Origin of the sequence: Streptococcus sp. 339 (assembly GCF_013277285.1) — a bacterium.
GTDB lineage: Bacteria > Bacillota > Bacilli > Lactobacillales > Streptococcaceae > Streptococcus > Streptococcus pseudopneumoniae.
Genome location: NZ_VMMR01000031.1, coordinates 28252 through 46443, shown reverse-complemented (window position 1 = coordinate 46443; position 18192 = coordinate 28252). Strand labels below are relative to the sequence as shown.

Genomic DNA, 18192 nt, shown 5'->3' with positions numbered 1-18192 from the left:
TTTTCATTGAGTATAAGGTGCAGCAGGATAAAGAAAAACCGAGAAGTTTCTTTCTCGGCTTTGCTTATTATGAGGTTCTTACTTTTTATGCTTCAAGAGTTGATTGATGTGATCCACTTTTTTAGCCTCTCTTTTATAGAGAATAGCCCAGATGATGAGATAGACAATCGCAAACTCGATAATGAGCTGGAGATAGAAGAACCAGTGGAAAGGGAACCAACCTGCCAGAGTTGCCAGTGGGATAAAGCCAGCCAGCATGAGGAAGAAATGGGAAAGCGTCGCACGAAGCATGCTCCAGTCACGGCTGAATAATCGTTTACCAAAGTTGAAGAGAATACCGATGGCTGCCCAGATAAGAGTACAGTAGAGCAAGACCAGGGCACCGTGAACCTGATGTTGAGTCATCACTTGGCCGATGAGAGAGTAGGGATTGAGCGGTGCGTAGGTATTTGGTGCATAAATGAGTGAAAAGATGATAGAGAGGATGAGGCCGATAAGAACACCGGCGGCTGCGTCGTGAAAGATTTGTTTTTTCATAGTTCTAATTTCTCCTTGATGGTTTTTAGATAACGGCGTGAAGAGTAGGTGAAGCTTTCGTTTTTCAAGAAAATTTCTACTAGGCCGTTGGGGGTGAGCTTGAGATGAGAGATGAAATCGATATTGATGATTTCTGATTGGGAAATTTGGATAAAATTGGTTGGCAGAATTTCAAGGACCTGATAGAGTCGTAAGTCAATGGTGTAGGTCTGACTCGCGGTTTCTGCTAGAACCTTTCGATTCTCGATATAGAAGCGCTGAATCTTGCCAATCTCAACTAGATAGACCTGATCATCGATTTTCCCTTTGATTTTTTCTCTTTGGTCCAGATTTTCTGCGAAATCGATGACTTTCTGGACTTTATCTGTCGGCTGAGGTGCTTGAACAATCAGCTTTTCCTCTTCGTAAGTTTCACTAATCTGTAGTTCTACTTTCATAAATTTCTCTCCTTGTTTTTTATACAAAATTGTGATCACTTCTTGTACACCTTTATTAAACACTATTTTACAGCCTATGGCAAGGGCCTTTGTCTATGTGGAGGAATTTGGCTCCTATGTGGCGCTTGCTTTTCTGTCCTTTCTGAAATATGGTATAATAGCACTATCAATTTCTAGGAAAACAGATACAGAAAGGGGCTGAAAGATGTCTCATATTATTGAATTGCCAGAGGTGCTGGCAAACCAGATTGCAGCTGGAGAGGTTATCGAGCGTCCAGCTAGCGTTGTTAAGGAGCTGGTAGAAAATGCCATTGATGCGGGCTCTAGTCAGATTATCATTGAGATTGAGGAAGCTGGTCTCAAGAAAATCCAAATCACAGATAATGGTCATGGAATTGCCCACGATGAGGTGGAGCTGGCTCTGCGTCGTCATGCGACTAGTAAGATAAAAAATCAAGCAGACCTCTTTCGGATTCGGACGCTTGGTTTTCGTGGTGAAGCCTTGCCTTCTATTGCGTCCGTCAGCGTTTTAACTCTTTTGACAGCAGTTGAGGGCGCAAGTCACGGAACCAAGCTCGTCGCGCGTGGGGGTGAAGTTGAGGAAGTCATCCCAGCGACTAGTCCTGTGGGAACCAAGGTTTGTGTGGAGGATCTCTTTTTCAACACGCCTGCCCGTCTCAAGTATATGAAGAGCCAGCAAGCAGAGTTGTCTCATATCATTGATATCGTCAACCGTCTGGGCTTGGCCCATCCTGAGATTTCTTTTAGCTTGATTAGTGATGGCAAGGAAATGACGCGGACAGCAGGGACTGGTCAATTGCGCCAAGCAATCGCAGGAATTTACGGTTTGGCGAGTGCCAAGAAGATGATTGAAATTGAGAACTCTGACCTAGATTTCGAAATTTCAGGTTTTGTGTCCTTGCCTGAGTTGACTCGGGCTAACCGCAATTATATCAGCCTCTTCATCAATGGCCGTTATATCAAGAACTTCCTGCTCAATCGTGCAATTCTTGACGGCTATGGCAGTAAGCTCATGGTGGGGCGTTTTCCACTGGCTGTCGTTCACATTCATATCGACCCTTATCTAGCGGATGTCAATGTGCATCCAACCAAGCAAGAGGTGCGGATTTCCAAGGAAAAAGAACTGATGACCTTGGTCTCAGAAGCTATTGCAAATAGTCTCAAGGAACAAACCTTGATTCCAGATGCCTTGGAAAATCTTGCCAAATCGACCGTGCGCAATCGTGAGAAGGTGGAGCAAACTATTCTCCCACTCAAAGAAAATACGCTCTACTATGAGAAAACTGAGCCGTCAAGACCTAGTCAAACTGAAGTAGCTGATTATCAGGTAGAATTGACTGATGAAGGGCAGGATTTGACCCTGTTTGCCAAGGAAACCTTGGACCGATTGACCAAGCCAGCAAAACTGCATTTTGCAGAGAGAAAGCCTGCTAACTACGACCAGCTAGACCATCCAGAGTTAGATCTTGCTAGCATCGATAAGGCTTATGACAAACTGGAGCGAGAAGAAGCATCCAGCTTCCCAGAGTTGGAGTTTTTCGGACAAATGCACGGGACTTATCTCTTTGCCCAAGGGCGAGATGGACTTTACATCATAGATCAGCACGCTGCTCAGGAACGGGTCAAGTACGAGGAGTACCGTGAAAGCATTGGCAATGTTGACCAGAGCCAGCAGCAACTCCTAGTGCCCTATATCTTTGAATTTCCTGCGGATGATGCCCTGCGTCTCAAGGAAAGAATGCCTCTCTTAGAGGAAGTGGGCGTCTTTCTAGCAGAGTACGGAGAAAATCAATTTATTCTACGTGAACATCCTATTTGGATGGCAGAAGAAGAGATTGAATCAGGCATCTATGAGATGTGCGACATGCTCCTTTTGACCAAGGAAGTTTCTATCAAGAAATACCGAGCAGAGCTGGCTATCATGATGTCTTGCAAGCGATCTATCAAGGCCAATCATCGTATTGATGATCATTCAGCTAGACAACTCCTCTATCAGCTTTCTCAATGTGACAATCCCTATAACTGTCCTCACGGACGTCCTGTTTTGGTGCATTTTACCAAGTCGGATATGGAAAAGATGTTCCGACGTATTCAGGAAAATCACACCAGTCTCCGTGAGTTGGGGAAATATTAAAAGTATAAAAAAGTCTGGGAAAAATTTTCAAAATCAGAAAAACGCATAAAATCAGGTGTTCAAAAACCTTGATTTTATGCGTTTTATCATGGAAATAGTTACTTCATGTTTTCCTAATTCTTTTCGAAACTCTTTTTAAACCACGTCAGTTTTATCAGTAATCTCAAAACAGTGTTTTGAGCTAATTTTGCCAGTTTTGTCTGTAACATCGAAGTTGTGTTTTACCACTCTGCGACTGGTTTCCTAGTTTGCTCTATGATTTTCACAGAGTATTAAATTGCGATTTTGCCAAGTTTCTTTATTCGTCTAAAAGTAGAGTCTGTTCTATGCGTCTAATGTACGAATTAGGTTGACCATTTCAATAGCTCCTTGTGCACACTCAGAACCCTTATTTCCTGCTTTGGTACCAGCTCGTTCTATGGCTTGTTCAATTGTATCTGTCGTTAGCACACCAAACATAACAGGAATTTCGCTATTTAAACTGATTTGGGCGATTCCCTTAGATACCTCGCTACATACATAATCATAATGACTTGTATTCCCTCTAATGACAGCTCCCAAGCAGATAATTGCATCATATTTTTTACTTTTTGCCATTTTTGATGCAATCAGTGGTATTTCAAAAGCTCCTGGAACCCAGGCTACCTCTATATCTTTCTCGTTTACATTCTCTCTTTTGAGATTATCTAGTGCTCCAGATAATAATTTTGAAGTTATAAATTCATTAAATCTCGCTACAACAATACCTATTTTAATATTGTTTGCTACTAAATTACCTTCATAAGTGTTCATTTATTTTTCCTCCATATTTAAAATGTGACCCATTCGATTTTTCTTTGTTTCTAAATAAAAACTATCGTAAGGATTGGCTTCTATTTCGATTGGTATTCTACTGGAAATGGTAATTCCATATTTTTCTAACTGTTCAACCTTGTCAGGATTATTTGTCAGTAAATGAAGTGACTGAAGTCCCAGATCTTTAAGCATTTGTGCTCCAATATGATATTCTCTTAAATCACCTTCAAAGCCTAATGCAAGATTGGCATCAAGCGTATCCATGCCTTGATCTTGTAAATGATAGGCTTTTAATTTATTGATAAGTCCAATTCCTCGTCCCTCCTGTCGCAAGTAAAGTAAGACACCCGAACCATTCTCAACAATCATTTTCATAGCTTTATCGAATTGCTGTCCACAATCGCAACGTAAAGAGCCTAAAACATCTCCTGTTAAACATTCGGAGTGGACCCGACATAATACATTGGCTTCATCCTCTATGTTTCCCATAATAAGAGCAAGATGATGTTCCCCATTTAGTTTATCTATATAGCTAATTGCTTTGAAATTACCGTATCTAGTAGGCATATTGACAGTTGAAACTCGTTCTATCAGCTGATCATATACTTTTCTATATTCTTGTAATTCTTTGATGGTAATTAGTGGAATGTTGTGTTTCTTCGAGAACTGAATTAAATCATCTGTTCTCATCATTTTGCCATCATGATTCATTATTTCACAACATAGGCCACACTCTTTTAGTCCAGCTAATTTTAATAAATCAACAGTTGCTTCTGTGTGTCCATTTCTTTCTAGAACACCACCTTTTTTTGCAATTAAAGGAAACATGTGTCCTGGCCTGCGAAAATCAGAGGGTGTTATATCTTCAGCTACACACATACGTGCGGTCAGTCCTCTTTCCTCGGCAGAAATACCTGTGGTCGTTTCTTTATAATCAATTGAAACTGTAAAAGCAGTCTTATGATTATCTGTATTGTTTTCAACCATAGGTGAAAGCATTAATTGATTAGCTAAACTTTCGCTCATAGGCATACAAATTAATCCTTTGGCATAAGTAGCCATAAAATTAACATTTTCTGTTGTAGCTGCTTGTGCAGAACAAATTAAGTCTCCTTCATTTTCTCTATCCTTGTCGTCTATAACAAGAACAAGTCGTCCCTTCTGCAATGCTTCTAATGTTTCTTGTATTTTTCGATATTCCATTGACTGATTATCCTTTCTGCTAAAATCCATTTTGATATAATAGTTCCTTAGATATTTCTGATTTTGGAGAGTTATCCATCAGTTTTTGCACATATTTACCTAAGATATCATTTTCAAGATTTACTGTACTCCCGACTTGTTTACTTTTAAGAATGGTTTGTTTCAAGGTATGAGGGATAACAGATACTGAAAAGTTTACTTTGGAGACTTTAGCGACAGTCAGACTAATGCCGTCAATTGTAATAGATCCTTTTTCAACTATTAAATCTAAAATTTCTTTTTGTGTGTTGATTTGATACCATACAGCATTATCATCTTTTTTTATTGACGAGATTTTTCCTGTACCATCAATGTGTCCTGTAACGACGTGACCCCCAAGTCGACCGTTGATAGATAAGGCTCTTTCTAGATTCACCTCACTTCCATGTTTTAATAGAGTAAGAGCTGTTCGACTCCATGTTTCATTCATTACATCAACTGTAAAGGATTGATGATTGAAATGAGTAACTGTAAGACAGATACCATTTACTGCTATACTATCGCCTAAATGGATATCCGTTAATATTTTTGAGGCTTTAATTGATAGTTTACAATTACGAGAGTCTTTCTGTATTCTTTCAACTTTTCCGATTTCTTCAATTATTCCTGTGAACATGGATAAATCACTTCACTTTCTATGAGATAGTCATTTCCTATTTGAGAAAAAGCATAAGGTTTCAATCTAATAGCGTCATTTGGCAAAGAAATGCCTTCACCTCCGACAGGAAACTTGGCACTGCCTCCAAAAATTTTTGGTGCAATATATATTTTCAGCTCATCAACAATTTGTTGTTCCAAAGCACTCCAATTCATTAGACTGCCCCCTTCTAGAACTAGGCTATCAATCTGCATGTTTCCTAGATGTTGCATTAAACTCGATAAGTCTATATGATTGCCTTTTTTCTTTATGGAAAGTATTTCACAGCCATGATTTTGATATAGCTTCATTTTATTTTTGTCTTCAGAGGAAGTGGCAATGTAAGTTTTAATATCATTTGCTGTTTTTACGATTTTAGAGGTAAGAGGAGTTCGTAAATGTGTATCGCATATGATACGGATAGGATTTTTCCCTTCCTCCAATCTACATGTCAGCAAAGGATCGTCTTGAATAACAGTATTGACTCCCACCATAATTGCACTAACATGGTGTCGTAACTGATGCACATGCTTTCTTGCTTCTTCTTCAGTAATCCATTTGGATTGATTTGTTTTAGTGGCTATTTTTCCATCCATTGACATTGCATATTTCATAAAAACATAGGGTACATGCTGGGTAATATACTTTCTAAAACTTTTTATTAAGTTAAGACACTCATTTTCTAAAATTCCAACAGTAACTTGAAGATTATTTTCCTCAAGTATCTTTACTCCTTTTCCAGATACAATAGGATTACAGTCTAGGCTTCCAATGACTACTCTTGTAATACCACTATCGATTATAGCATCTATACAGGGAGGTGTTTTCCCGAAGTGACAACAGGGTTCAAGTGTTACATAAAGCGTCGCTCCGACAGGGGATTCTCTACAGTTTTTAAGAGCATTTCTCTCAGCATGTGGGCCACCAAAAAACTCATGATAACCTTGTCCGATAATGTGATTATCTTTTACAATAATTGCGCCAACCATAGGATTGGGATTGACGTAACCAGCCCCTTTTTGTGCCAGTTTTATTGCTAATTTCATATATTTTGAATCGCTCATCTCACTACCTCCAAAAAAATATACCTTGAATAGGGGACTACTCAAGGCATACAAAAGAAAACTTATGCGATTAACAAAAATGCTCTGAAATGACAAGTAATCATTTCAGAGCACGCAAAAAGCACAAATATACTTTTATCTTCTTTCATCCAGACTATACTGTCGGCTTTGGAATTTCACCAAATCATGCCTTTCGGCTCGTGGGCTATACCACCGGTAGGGAATTGCACCCTGCCCTGAAGATAGTTATTCAATTACAGATGATTATAGTACTTAATTTTGAATATGTCAACAGATAAATACCGATTGTTTTTGATATACTGTATTTGTGATAATCGATTCTCGCTCCTCGGATAAAGAAAATATGATATACTAGATAAACGAAATAAGAGAGAAGGAACACTATGTACGCATATTTAAAAGGAATCATTACCAAAATTACTGCCAAATACATTGTTCTTGAAACCAATGGTATTGGTTATATCCTGCATGTGGCCAATCCTTATGCCTATTCAGGTCAGGTTAATCAGGAGGCTCAGATTTATGTGCATCAGGTTGTGCGTGAGGACGCCCATTTGCTTTATGGATTTCGCTCAGAGGATGAGAAAAAGCTCTTTCTTAGTCTAATTTCGGTCTCTGGGATTGGTCCTGTATCAGCTCTTGCTATTATCGCTGCTGATGACAATGCTGGCTTGGTTCAAGCCATTGAAACCAAGAACATCACCTACTTGACCAAGTTCCCTAAAATTGGCAAGAAAACAGCCCAGCAGATGGTGCTGGACTTGGAAGGCAAGGTAGTAGTTGCAGGAGATGACCTTCCTGCCAAGGTCGCAGTGCAAGCAAGTGCTGAAAACCAAGAATTGGAAGAAGCTATGGAAGCCATGTTGGCTCTGGGCTACAAGGCAACAGAGCTCAAGAAAATCAAGAAATTCTTTGAAGGAACGACAGATACAGCTGAGAACTATATCAAGTCGGCCCTTAAAATGTTGGTCAAATAGGAGCAGAGAATGACAAAACGTTGTTCGTGGGTCAAGATGACCAACCCGCTCTACATCGCCTATCATGATGAGGAGTGGGGCCAGCCCCTCCATGATGACCAAGCATTGTTTGAGTTGTTGTGTATGGAAACCTATCAGGCAGGCCTGTCTTGGGAAACGGTACTCAACAAACGCCAAGCTTTCCGAGAAGCCTTTCATAGCTATCAAATTCACTCAGTCGCAGAGATGACTGACACTGAATTGGAAGCCATGCTGGAGAATCCAGCTATCATTCGAAATAGAGCCAAGATTTTTGCTACACGCGCTAACGCCCAAGCTTTTCTACAGTTACAGGCAGAGTACGGCTCTTTTGATGCCTATCTTTGGTCTTTTGTTGAGGGGAAAACTGTCGTTAACGATGTTCCTGATTATCGCCAAGCCCCAGCTAAAACACCCTTATCTGAGAAATTAGCCAAAGATCTCAAAAAACGAGACTTCAAGTTCACAGGCCCAGTCGCCGTATTGTCTTTTCTACAGGCTGCAGGGCTAGTTGATGACCACGAGAATGATTGTGAGTGGAAAGGTCTTAAATGATGTCTAACAAAAATAAGGGAATTCTGATTTTTGCGATTCTCTATACAATCCTCTTTGTGTTTGATGGCGTTAAATTGCTGGCTTCTTTAATGCCATCTGTCATTGCAAATTATCTTGTTTATGTAGTTTTAGCTTTATATGGCTCCTTCTTGTTCAAGGATAGATTGATCCAACAATGGAAGGAGATTAGAAAGACTAAAAGAAAATTCTTCTTTGGCGTCTTAACAGGATGGCTCTTTCTCATTCTGATGACTGTTGTCTTTGAATTTGTATCAGAGATGTTGAAGCAGTTTGTGGGATTAGATGGACAAGGTCTAAATCAGTCTAATATTCAAAGTACCTTTCAAGAACAACCACTACTGATAGCTGTTTTTGCTTGTGTCATTGGACCTCTGGTAGAAGAATTATTTTTCCGTCAGGTCTTATTGCATTACTTGCAGGAACGGTTGCCAGGTTTACTAAGCATTATTCTGGTAGGACTTGTTTTTGCTCTGACTCATATGCACAGTTTGGCTCTATCAGAGTGGATTGGTGCAGTTGGTTACTTAGGTGGAGGCCTTGCCTTTTCTATTATTTATGTGAAAGAAAAAGAGAATATCTACTATCCCCTACTTGTTCACATGTTAAGCAACAGCCTCTCCTTAATCATTTTAGCTATCAGTATAGTAAAATGAAATGAGAACAGGACAAATCGATTTCTAACAATGTTTTAGAAGTAGAGGTGTACTATTCTAGTTTCAATATACTGTAATATGTGATGAAAATGCCAGTAATGATACCGAGAAAAAAGCTGAGAAACTTTTCCCAGCTTTATTTGTTATAGTCAAAGAGAATGACTTGTTCCTGTGCATCTACATGAGCATGGACCCCAAAGGGTACAATTGCTCTTGGAGTTGCGTGGCCGACATTCAGATTATAGACAATCGGGATATTGCTGTCAATGATATCCAATAGTGCCTCTTTATAGTCGTCATGGAAAGTTTCATCCATAGGTTTTCCGACCAAGAGTCCATTGATGACCGCGAATATGCCAGTGTCCTTTAAAGTTAGCAACATCTTTTTGAAGTCTTCTGGCTTAGGCTTTTCTTCGCTTGTTTCGAGCAAGAGGATTTTCCCTTCCCAGTCTGACAAGTCAGGGAAAAGTTTGTATTTTTGGCAGAGCTCCGTGCTATCTGCGTATCGAGAGTTGTCAAAGATATCGTAGAGGGATTCGAGGCAACCACCGAGGATTTTCCCCTCGAACTGGGCACTTCCTTGCAACAAGTCAAAACCTGTATTTGTATGACTGACACGAGGTGTTCCCAGGGCCGTGGGACTAAAATCAGTTCGTTCCTCATACCAAACGTCACTAGGGCGGATTTCTGAAATTCTTCCCGTCTCAATCAATTCTTTAAAGTAGTGAAGGCTATAGGCTAGCATTTCTTTGTCTAATTCACAAATGTCTGCTAAAAAGGATTGACCATAAAAAGTCTTGATTCCTAATTTATGCAACATGAGGTGGTTCATGGTTGTATCCGAGAAGCCAAGAAAAATTTTTTGTTTGATAACCTTTTGGAGTTGGTCATTTTCAAAAAGATAAGGTAGCAAGCGATAGGTATCGTCTCCACCGATGGCACATAGGATCATGTCGATGCTATCATCAGAAAAGGCATGAATCAAATCCTCTGCACGAGCTTCAGGATGGTCCTTGATAAAGTCTAATCCTTTTAACGAATGGGGCAAAAAGATAGGATTGAGTCCCAGATCCTTGAGACGTTGGATACCCAAGTCTACTTCGTGTTTGACAAAGTCCTCTCCGATAATGCCACTAGATAAACTAACAATACCAATAGTAGAAATCATATCTGATCCTCCTAGAAATAGATTGAGCCTATTTTATCACAAAATATAAGAGAAAGCTATGTGGGATTTCAGAAGAATACTTTTAATACTCTTCGAAAATCTCTTCAAACCACGTCAGTTTTATTTGCAACCTCAAAGCTGTGCTTTGAGCAACCTGCAGCTAGCTTCCTAGTTTGCTCTTTGATTTTCATTGAGTATGAGCCTATTTTATCACAAAAGATTAGATGGAGCTATGTGGATGTCAGAAGAATACTTTAAAATCAAAAAAGTAAGTGAAAAAGCAACCGCACCTGCAGTTGCTTTTATCGTTTTCTTATTCTTGATAGCGTGTTGGTCCTGCACTTGCACTACGGATATTCAAGCGTTTCTTGAGATAGAAGCGAAGGGCTAGGAGGGCTGCTCCAATAATAGCTAGTGGCAATGGATCCAGTACTGGGTTAAGGCTAGCTGGTAGGAAGCTTGTTGCAAAGAAGACAAGCAACCAAAGGAACATAGAAGCTAGGATAACTAGTACAGATTTCCAGAAAGGTGGACGTTGACTGCGATCCATATCTGGTCCATAGTATTGGTAAACAAAGTAGTACATCAAGTAGAAGGCAAATCCACCAACCAGTCCAACTAATAGAAGAGTAATCAATCCATAGCCGAAAGCTTGATCTGCCGCAAAGAAGGTTGTGAGGGCGCTGACAAGGGCAAAGAGGCTAGTGATGAAAAGAGCTGAGTCCATAATCATGAGTTTTGGATCATCATTTTCTTTTGGATGCTCTTTTTCGTACTGCTCTTTGACAGTGAAGCTATGAGCCCAATGAGTTGGTGCGCCGTATAGGGAACGGGCAGTTGTACCTTTAGATTGCTCCTCAAGGATTTGGGGAATGACTTCCTCAAAAATAGTCTGGATTTCAGCGTCTGTTTTCCCATCTTTGATGAATTGTTGGGTAGCAATGTGGACAAACTCTTGGTTTTTCTTAGTTAATTTTTGTAGATCAATCTGAGACATAGGAACTCCTCTTAGAACCATTTTTTATGGATGAGATAGAGAGTGAGCGAGACACTCATAGCAAAGGCGATAAAGACGATTAACCAGAAGGCATTTGGCTCTCCGTTTAGGGGGATTTCATTATCCTTAAAGTTCATCCCGTAGGCAGAAAAGACCATGGTTGGGATGGACATGACGATGGTCACAAGAGCCAAGGTTTTCATGATGTTGTTCTGGTTGTTAGAAATGATAGAGGCGAAGGTCTCTGTCATAGAATGCAAGACGTTTCCATAAATGTCTGCCATCTCGATGGCCTGTTGGGTTTCAATCAGGGTGTCTTCAAGCAGGTCTTCGTCCTCAAGGTATTTCTTGATATTGCTGGTTGAACTGGTCAATTTCTTAATCACGCGCTCATTTGTTTTGAGGGAGGCTTTGAAATAGACGATAGTTTTTTCCAATTCCATGAGCTCAATCAATTCTTCATTACGAGTTGATTGATGCAGTTGACTTTCGATTTGTTCACTCTTACGGTCAATCGAACGAAGGGCTGTTAGGTAAAGTTCTGCATTGCGATAGAGAATCTGGAAGATAAAACGTGAGCGCATGAAGGTATAGAAATTACGCAAACGACGGTTGATAAAGACATCAAGGACAGGTAGTGGTTCCAAACACGTAGTGATAATGGTTTCCTCAGTGATGATAATACCAAGCGGTATGGTTACGTAGTAGGTGCGGTTATTTCTTTCCTCCGTGACCGGCACGTCTACGATAATCAGGGTATACTCGTCTTCAATGGTAATACGAGACATTTCTTCCGCATCGAGCGGTGCTCGAAGGTCGGCAATATCAATATCGAAGGTGTTGGCGATTTCGAGTGATTCATTTTGAGTCGGATTGACGAGATTGATCCAAGTACCCGGTTCAAGCGTATCGATCTCTTTAAATTCAGTTGTTGTAGAGAGAAAAACTTGTTTCATATCCCTTATCCTTTCTCATTTTTCAGATTTTTTCACACCGTACTATTATACTACAAAATCGGCCTTTTGGGTAATAGAATCTCACTTTTTTTGGTATAATGGTAAGCAATAATGGACTAGAAAGAACAAAGATGCAAGATAAAATTGTCATTCATGGGGCGCGTGCCCATAATTTAAAAAATATTGATGTGGAGATTCCGCGAGACAAGTTGGTTGTCGTGACTGGCTTGTCAGGTTCAGGGAAGTCCAGTCTGGCTTTTGATACCCTCTATGCGGAGGGACAACGTCGCTATGTAGAGAGTTTGTCCGCCTACGCTCGTCAGTTCTTGGGAAATATGGAAAAACCAGATGTAGATGCTATTGATGGTCTCAGCCCAGCTATTTCCATCGACCAGAAAACGACTAGCAAAAACCCTCGTTCGACGGTGGGAACAACGACTGAAATCAATGACTATCTGCGTCTTCTCTACGCACGTGTGGGGACGCCTTACTGTATCAAGGGGCATGGAGCTATCAAGGCTTCTTCGGTGGAGCAAATCGTTGATAAGGTTTTGGAGTTACCTGAACGCCAGCGCTTGCAGATTTTGGCCCCTGTCATCCGCAAGAAAAAAGGTCAACATAAGAGTGTTATCGAGAAGGTTCAGAAAGATGGGTATGTCCGTGTCCGTGTGGATGGGGAAGTCTATGATGTGACCGAAGTGCCAGAGTTGTCCAAGAGCAAGCAACACAATATCGATGTCGTGGTTGACCGTATTGTCATCAAGGAGGGCATTCGTAGTCGTCTCTTTGATTCCATTGAGGCTGCCCTTCGTATCGCAGAAGGCTATGTCATTATCGACACTATGGACGATTCGGAGTTGCTCTTCTCTGAGCATTATGCCTGCCCAGTTTGTGGATTTACTGTTCCAGAGTTAGAGCCACGTCTCTTCTCCTTCAATGCTCCTTTTGGCTCTTGTAGTGAGTGTGACGGTTTGGGCATCAAGTTGGAGGTGGATACTGATTTGGTAGTGCCAGACGCCAGCAAGACCTTACGTGAGGGAGCGCTAGCACCTTGGAATCCTATCTCATCCAACTACTATCCAAACATGCTAGAGCAGGCTATGACGACCTTTGGAGTGGATATGGATAAGCCTTTTGAGGACTTGTCAGAAGAAGATAAAAACTTGATTCTATACGGCTCAGATGGCAAGGAATTCCATTTCCACTATGAGAATGAATTTGGTGGCGTGCGCGATATCGACATTCCGTTTGAGGGAGTTATCAATAATATCAAACGTCGTTACCATGAAACCAATAGCGATTACACTCGCACTCAGATGCGTCTCTACATGAATGAGCTGACCTGCGGAACCTGTCAAGGCTATCGTCTCAATGACCAGGCCTTGTCTGTCCGTGTGGGCGGCCAGCAAGGGCCACATATTGGAGAAATCTCAGACCTGTCTATCGCTGACCACTTGGACTTGGTGAGCCAGCTGACCTTGTCTGAAAATGAAGCCATCATTGCTCGTCCCATTCTCAAGGAAATCAAGGACCGTTTGACCTTCCTTAATAACGTGGGCCTTAACTATCTAACCCTGTCACGTTCGGCAGGAACCCTTTCAGGTGGGGAAAGTCAGCGTATTCGCTTGGCAACTCAGATTGGTTCTAACCTATCAGGCGTCCTCTATATCCTAGATGAGCCGTCAATCGGTCTTCATCAGAGGGATAATGATCGCCTGATTGCCAGTCTCAAAAAGATGCGTGACTTGGGCAATACTCTCATCGTGGTAGAACACGATGAAGATACCATGCGTGAGGCGGATTATCTGATTGACGTTGGTCCTGGTGCGGGTGTTTTTGGTGGGGAAATTGTTGCGGCAGGTACGCCTAAACAGGTAGCTCGTAACAGTAAGTCTATCACAGGCCAGTACTTGTCAGGCAAACGTGCCATTCCAGTGCCAACAGAGCGCCGTGTGGGAAATGGTCGTTTTATCGAGGTGACGGGAGCGCGTGAGAATAACTTGCAAAATATCACTGCTCGCTTCCCATTAGGAAAATTTATCGCAGTGACAGGGGTATCAGGTTCAGGGAAATCGACATTAATCAACAGTATCCTCAAAAAAGCTATTGCTCAGAAGCTCAACCGTAATTCAGACAAGCCTGGTAAATTCAAGACCATCACAGGGATTGAGCATGTTGATCGTTTGATTGATATTGACCAGAGCCCGATTGGACGAACGCCAAGGTCTAACCCTGCTACCTATACAGGAGTTTTTGACGATATACGTGACCTCTTTGCTCAGACTAATGAAGCCAAGATTCGAGGCTACAAGAAGGGGCGTTTCAGTTTCAATGTCAAGGGAGGTCGCTGTGAAGCTTGCTCAGGTGACGGGATTATCAAGATTGAGATGCACTTCTTGCCAGATGTTTATGTGGCTTGTGAAGTTTGCCACGGAACCCGCTATAACAGTGAAACCCTAGAAGTTCACTACAAGGAAAAGAATATTTCGCAGGTCTTGGATATGACGGTCAACGATGCGGTAGAATTTTTCCAACACATTCCGAAAATTCAACGCAAACTCCAGACCATCAAGGATGTAGGTCTAGGCTATGTGACCTTGGGACAGCCAGCTACCACCCTTTCTGGGGGAGAAGCCCAACGTATGAAGTTAGCTAGCGAACTCCACAAACGCTCGACAGGAAAATCTTTCTACATTCTGGATGAGCCGACGACAGGGCTTCATACAGAGGACATTGCTCGCCTGCTCAAGGTTTTAGCTCGCTTTGTAGACGATGGCAATACAGTCCTCGTCATCGAGCACAATCTGGATGTTATCAAGACGGCAGACCATATCATTGACTTGGGACCTGAGGGCGGTGTCGGTGGTGGAACCATCATCGTAACAGGAACTCCAGAAGAAGTAGCTGCCAAGGAAGCCAGCTATACAGGACACTATTTGAAAGGAAAGTTACATCATGAATAAACGCGTACAAGCATTTCTAGCTAAAATGCAAGAAAAAGAACTAGATGGTATCATCATCAACAATCTTAAAAACGTCTATTATTTGACTGGTTTTTGGGGCTCAAACGGAACAGTCTTTATCAGCCGTGACCGTCAGGTCTTAGTGACAGACTCTCGCTATATCATCGCAGCTAAGCAAGAAACCAGTGGTTTTGAGATTGTGGCTGGTCGTGATGAATTGGCTGTCATTGCAGGAATTGTTAAGGACATGGGCTTGACTCGTATCGGTTTTGAAGATGAGATTTCAGTGTCTTATTACCACCGTATGCAGGCAGCTTTTGCAGGTTTGGACTTGCTTCCACAAACTCAGTTTGTGGAAGGTCTTCGTATGATTAAGGATGAGGCAGAGATTGCAGCGATTCGCAAGGCTTGTTCTATCTCAGACCAAGCTTTCCGCGATGCGCTTGACTTTATCAAACCAGGAAAAACTGAAATTGAGATTGCCAACTTCCTTGACTTCCGCATGCGTGAGTTGGGAGCATCTGGCTTATCTTTTGATACGATCCTAGCTAGCGGTATCAATTCTTCTAAACCCCATGCCCATCCAATGCACAAACCAGTGGAGTTGGGAGAAGCCATTACCATGGACTTCGGCTGTCTCTATGACCACTATGTCAGTGATATGACCCGGACTATCTATCTAGGGCATGTTAGCGATGAGCAGGCAGAGATTTACAATACGGTTCTAAAAGCTAACCAAGCCTTGATTGACCAAGCTAAGGCAGGCTTAGGTTTCCGTGACTTTGACAAAATCCCTCGTGATATTATCATTGAGGCAGGTTATGGCGACTACTTTACTCACGGCATTGGCCACGGTATTGGTCTGGATATCCATGAGGAACCCTACTTTAGCCAGACTTCTACAGAAACTATTAAGACAGGTATGACCTTGACCGATGAACCAGGTATCTATATCGAAGGCAAATATGGCGTTCGTATCGAGGATGATATCCTGATTACAGAGACAGGTTGTGAATTATTGACCCTAGCTCCAAAAGAGTTGATAGTCATTTAGTTGTTTGTCAAGAAAAAAGTACGAAAATGACGAAAAAAGTCAAAAAAAATTAAAAATAGGTCGCAAGTCGGATGTTTTTTATGGTATAATAGACTAAACTGATAGTAACATGTAGCGAAAGGGGTAGGTACATGATTAAAATTTATACAGTCTCAAGTTGTACTAGCTGTAAAAAAGCAAAAACCTGGCTTAATGCCCACCAGTTAAGTTATAAAGAACAAAACCTTGGTAAAGAAGGAATTACGCGAGAAGAATTACTGGATATTCTAACCAAAACAGATAACGGAATAGCCAGTATCGTCTCATCTAAAAATCGCTATGCCAAAGCCCTTGGAGTGGATATTGAAGATTTGAGTGTTAACGAAGTCCTCAATCTGATTATGGAAACACCTAGAATTTTAAAGAGCCCAATCCTTGTAGATGAAAAACGCCTGCAAGTTGGCTATAAGGAAGACGATATTCGTGCCTTCCTACCACGCTCTGTCCGTAATGTAGAAAATGCAGAAGCACGTTTGCGTGCAGCTCTATAAACATCAAGGCTGGGAGCAATTCCCAGTCTTATTCTATTTTAATTTCAAAAAGAAAGAAGAAAGAAATGAAAAAAATAGTTCTTGTTAGTCTAGCTTTCCTTTTTGTCCTGGTTGGTTGCGGACAGAAAAAAGAAACTGGACCAGCTACAAAAACAGAAAAAGATACGCTTCAGTCGGCATTGCCAGTTATTGAAAATGCTGAGAAGAATACAGTTGTAACCAAGACTTTGGTCTTGCCCAAGTCAGATGATGGTAGCCAGCAGACCCAAACCATTACTTACAAAGACAAGATTTTTTTGAGTCTAACTATCCAACAAAAGCGTCCAGTCTCAGATGAGCTGAAGACCTACATTGACCAACATGGAGTGGAGGAAACTCAAAAAGCTCTTCTCGAGGCGGAAGAGAAAGACGACTCCATCATAGAAGCTCGTAAATTAGCAGGATTTAAGCTTGAAACAAAACTATTGAGTGCAACAGAACTTCAAACAACGACTGGTTTTGATTTTCAAGTTTTGGATGTCAAGAAGGCTTCTCAGTTAGAATATTTGAAGAATATTGGCTTAGAAAATCTTTTGAAGAATGAACCAAGCAAATATATTTCAGACAGATTGGCAAATGGTGCGACAGAACAATAGAAAATCCAAATAAATAAACTGCCTGAATTGTAGAAGGTAAGGAATTATGCTATAATGGTACTATTCTAAGGAAAGAGGGTGTTAGAATGGGATTTACTGAAGAAACAGTACGTTTTAAATTGGACGATTCCAATAAAAAAGAAATTAGCGAAACTTTGACTGATGTCTATGCTTCGTTGAACGATAAGGGCTACAACCCAATCAACCAAATCGTAGGTTACGTATTGAGTGGAGACCCTGCCTATGTTCCTCGTTATAATAATGCACGAAATCAAATCCGTAAGTATGAGCGTGATGAAATCGTTGAGGAATTGGTCCGCTACTACCTTAAAGGACAAGGAGTCGATCTATAACCTATGAGAATTATGGGATTGGACGTCGGTTCAAAAACGGTAGGGGTGGCCATTAGCGATCCGCTCGGTTTTACAGCTCAAGGGCTTGAAATCATCCAAATCAATGAGGAGCAAGGCCAATTTGGTTTTGACCGCGTTAAGGAGCTGGTTGATACTTACAAGGTGGAACGATTTGTAGTGGGCCTGCCTAAAAACATGAACAATACAAGCGGACCGCGTGTAGAAGCTAGTCAAGCCTACGGAGCAAAGCTAGAAGAGTTTTTTGGTTTACCAGTAGACTATCAGGATGAACGCTTGACAACAGTGGCTGCTGAGCGTATGTTGATTGAACAAGCAGATATCAGTCGCAATAAGCGCAAGAAAGTCATTGATAAATTAGCAGCTCAGCTGATTTTACAAAATTATTTAGATAGAAAATTTTAAT

The 18192-nt window shown here is 41.2% G+C and carries 19 protein-coding genes and 1 riboswitch; of the genes, 10 read left to right on the top strand and 9 right to left on the bottom strand.

Features of this window, described 5'->3' with window-relative positions; genetic code table 11:
- Positions 1 to 78: 78 nt before the first annotated feature.
- On the bottom strand, positions 79 to 537 hold the full coding sequence (locus HT736_RS04340; protein ID WP_023935566.1) for a DUF3021 domain-containing protein: 459 nt from the start codon (positions 535 to 537) through the stop codon (positions 79 to 81).
- Positions 534 to 974, bottom strand: a complete 441-nt coding sequence (locus HT736_RS04335) for a LytTR family DNA-binding domain-containing protein (protein ID WP_054388105.1) — start codon at positions 972 to 974, stop codon at positions 534 to 536. Before HT736_RS04335 ends, HT736_RS04340 begins: the two co-directional genes overlap by 4 nt.
- Before the next feature lie 205 nt (positions 975 to 1179).
- Here HT736_RS04335 and mutL point away from each other — a divergent pair, with 205 nt between their 5' ends.
- The gene (gene mutL, locus HT736_RS04330; RefSeq protein ID WP_050207609.1) at positions 1180 to 3129 is read left to right on the top strand and encodes a DNA mismatch repair endonuclease MutL; all 1950 of its coding nucleotides are present in this window, start codon (positions 1180 to 1182) and stop codon (positions 3127 to 3129) included.
- A gap of 324 nt (positions 3130 to 3453) precedes the next feature.
- Here the strand turns inward: mutL and ribE (HT736_RS04325) are convergent, their stop codons facing one another.
- From ribE (HT736_RS04325) to ribD, 4 genes are read right to left on the bottom strand one after another with little or no spacing between them, the layout of a single operon-like run.
- Positions 3454 to 3921 (bottom strand): 6,7-dimethyl-8-ribityllumazine synthase, encoded by a 468-nt coding sequence (gene ribE, locus HT736_RS04325; RefSeq protein ID WP_001099502.1) that lies wholly within the window; start codon positions 3919 to 3921, stop codon positions 3454 to 3456.
- Positions 3922 to 5127: a bifunctional 3,4-dihydroxy-2-butanone-4-phosphate synthase/GTP cyclohydrolase II gene (locus HT736_RS04320; protein ID WP_172930783.1), complete on the bottom strand. Its 1206-nt coding sequence runs from the start codon at positions 5125 to 5127 to the stop codon at positions 3922 to 3924.
- A 19-nt stretch (positions 5128 to 5146) separates the two neighbouring features.
- Complete coding sequence (gene ribE / locus HT736_RS04315; RefSeq protein WP_000493839.1) at positions 5147 to 5782, bottom strand: riboflavin synthase; 636 nt, start codon at positions 5780 to 5782, stop codon at positions 5147 to 5149.
- Positions 5767 to 6867, bottom strand: coding sequence for a bifunctional diaminohydroxyphosphoribosylaminopyrimidine deaminase/5-amino-6-(5-phosphoribosylamino)uracil reductase RibD (ribD, locus tag HT736_RS04310; RefSeq protein ID WP_001284088.1), 1101 nt, complete (start codon positions 6865 to 6867; stop codon positions 5767 to 5769). The genes ribE (HT736_RS04315) and ribD overlap by 16 nt, the downstream gene beginning before the upstream one ends.
- A 133-nt stretch (positions 6868 to 7000) precedes the next feature.
- Positions 7001 to 7115, bottom strand: a riboswitch (FMN riboswitch).
- Positions 7116 to 7271: 156 nt separating this feature from the next.
- Here ribD and ruvA point away from each other — a divergent pair.
- The 3 genes from ruvA to HT736_RS04295 are packed head-to-tail and all read left to right on the top strand — an operon-like array spanning position 7272 to position 9112.
- Positions 7272 to 7865, top strand: coding sequence for a Holliday junction branch migration protein RuvA (ruvA, locus tag HT736_RS04305; RefSeq protein WP_000271487.1), 594 nt, complete (start codon positions 7272 to 7274; stop codon positions 7863 to 7865).
- Between the two features lie 9 nt (positions 7866 to 7874).
- The gene (locus tag HT736_RS04300) at positions 7875 to 8438 is read left to right on the top strand and encodes a DNA-3-methyladenine glycosylase I (protein WP_000166585.1); all 564 of its coding nucleotides are present in this window, start codon (positions 7875 to 7877) and stop codon (positions 8436 to 8438) included.
- Positions 8435 to 9112, top strand: a complete 678-nt coding sequence (locus HT736_RS04295) for a type II CAAX endopeptidase family protein (RefSeq protein WP_000987416.1) — start codon at positions 8435 to 8437, stop codon at positions 9110 to 9112. The genes HT736_RS04300 and HT736_RS04295 overlap by 4 nt, the downstream gene beginning before the upstream one ends.
- A gap of 136 nt (positions 9113 to 9248) precedes the next feature.
- Here HT736_RS04295 and HT736_RS04290 read toward each other — a convergent pair whose 3' ends face one another.
- The 3 genes from HT736_RS04290 to HT736_RS04280 form a co-directional block, all read right to left on the bottom strand.
- Complete coding sequence (locus HT736_RS04290) at positions 9249 to 10280, bottom strand: S66 peptidase family protein (RefSeq protein WP_050207607.1); 1032 nt, start codon at positions 10278 to 10280, stop codon at positions 9249 to 9251.
- Positions 10281 to 10593: 313 nt separating this feature from the next.
- Positions 10594 to 11277: a DUF1129 domain-containing protein gene (locus HT736_RS04285; RefSeq protein ID WP_000078022.1), complete on the bottom strand. Its 684-nt coding sequence runs from the start codon at positions 11275 to 11277 to the stop codon at positions 10594 to 10596.
- An 11-nt stretch (positions 11278 to 11288) separates the two neighbouring features.
- Positions 11289 to 12233, bottom strand: a complete 945-nt coding sequence (locus HT736_RS04280; RefSeq protein ID WP_000815629.1) for a magnesium transporter CorA family protein — start codon at positions 12231 to 12233, stop codon at positions 11289 to 11291.
- Between the two features lie 131 nt (positions 12234 to 12364).
- Between HT736_RS04280 and uvrA the strand changes: the two genes are divergently transcribed.
- The 6 genes from uvrA to ruvX all read left to right on the top strand — a co-directional run bounded on the left by uvrA (position 12365) and on the right by ruvX (position 18191).
- The gene (gene uvrA, locus HT736_RS04275; RefSeq protein WP_138706686.1) at positions 12365 to 15196 is read left to right on the top strand and encodes an excinuclease ABC subunit UvrA; all 2832 of its coding nucleotides are present in this window, start codon (positions 12365 to 12367) and stop codon (positions 15194 to 15196) included.
- The gene (locus HT736_RS04270; RefSeq protein ID WP_001042866.1) at positions 15189 to 16250 is read left to right on the top strand and encodes a Xaa-Pro peptidase family protein; all 1062 of its coding nucleotides are present in this window, start codon (positions 15189 to 15191) and stop codon (positions 16248 to 16250) included. Before uvrA ends, HT736_RS04270 begins: the two co-directional genes overlap by 8 nt.
- 131 nt (positions 16251 to 16381) lie before the next feature.
- Complete coding sequence (spx, locus tag HT736_RS04265; RefSeq protein ID WP_000591165.1) at positions 16382 to 16780, top strand: transcriptional regulator Spx; 399 nt, start codon at positions 16382 to 16384, stop codon at positions 16778 to 16780.
- A gap of 65 nt (positions 16781 to 16845) precedes the next feature.
- A complete protein-coding gene (locus HT736_RS04260) occupies positions 16846 to 17415 on the top strand; it encodes an SP0191 family lipoprotein (RefSeq protein WP_000725131.1) in 570 nt (189 codons plus the stop codon).
- An 86-nt stretch (positions 17416 to 17501) separates the two neighbouring features.
- Complete coding sequence (locus tag HT736_RS04255; RefSeq protein ID WP_000507059.1) at positions 17502 to 17768, top strand: IreB family regulatory phosphoprotein; 267 nt, start codon at positions 17502 to 17504, stop codon at positions 17766 to 17768.
- A gap of 3 nt (positions 17769 to 17771) precedes the next feature.
- Complete coding sequence (gene ruvX, locus HT736_RS04250; protein WP_001808830.1) at positions 17772 to 18191, top strand: Holliday junction resolvase RuvX; 420 nt, start codon at positions 17772 to 17774, stop codon at positions 18189 to 18191.
- Position 18192 lies beyond the last annotated feature (1 nt).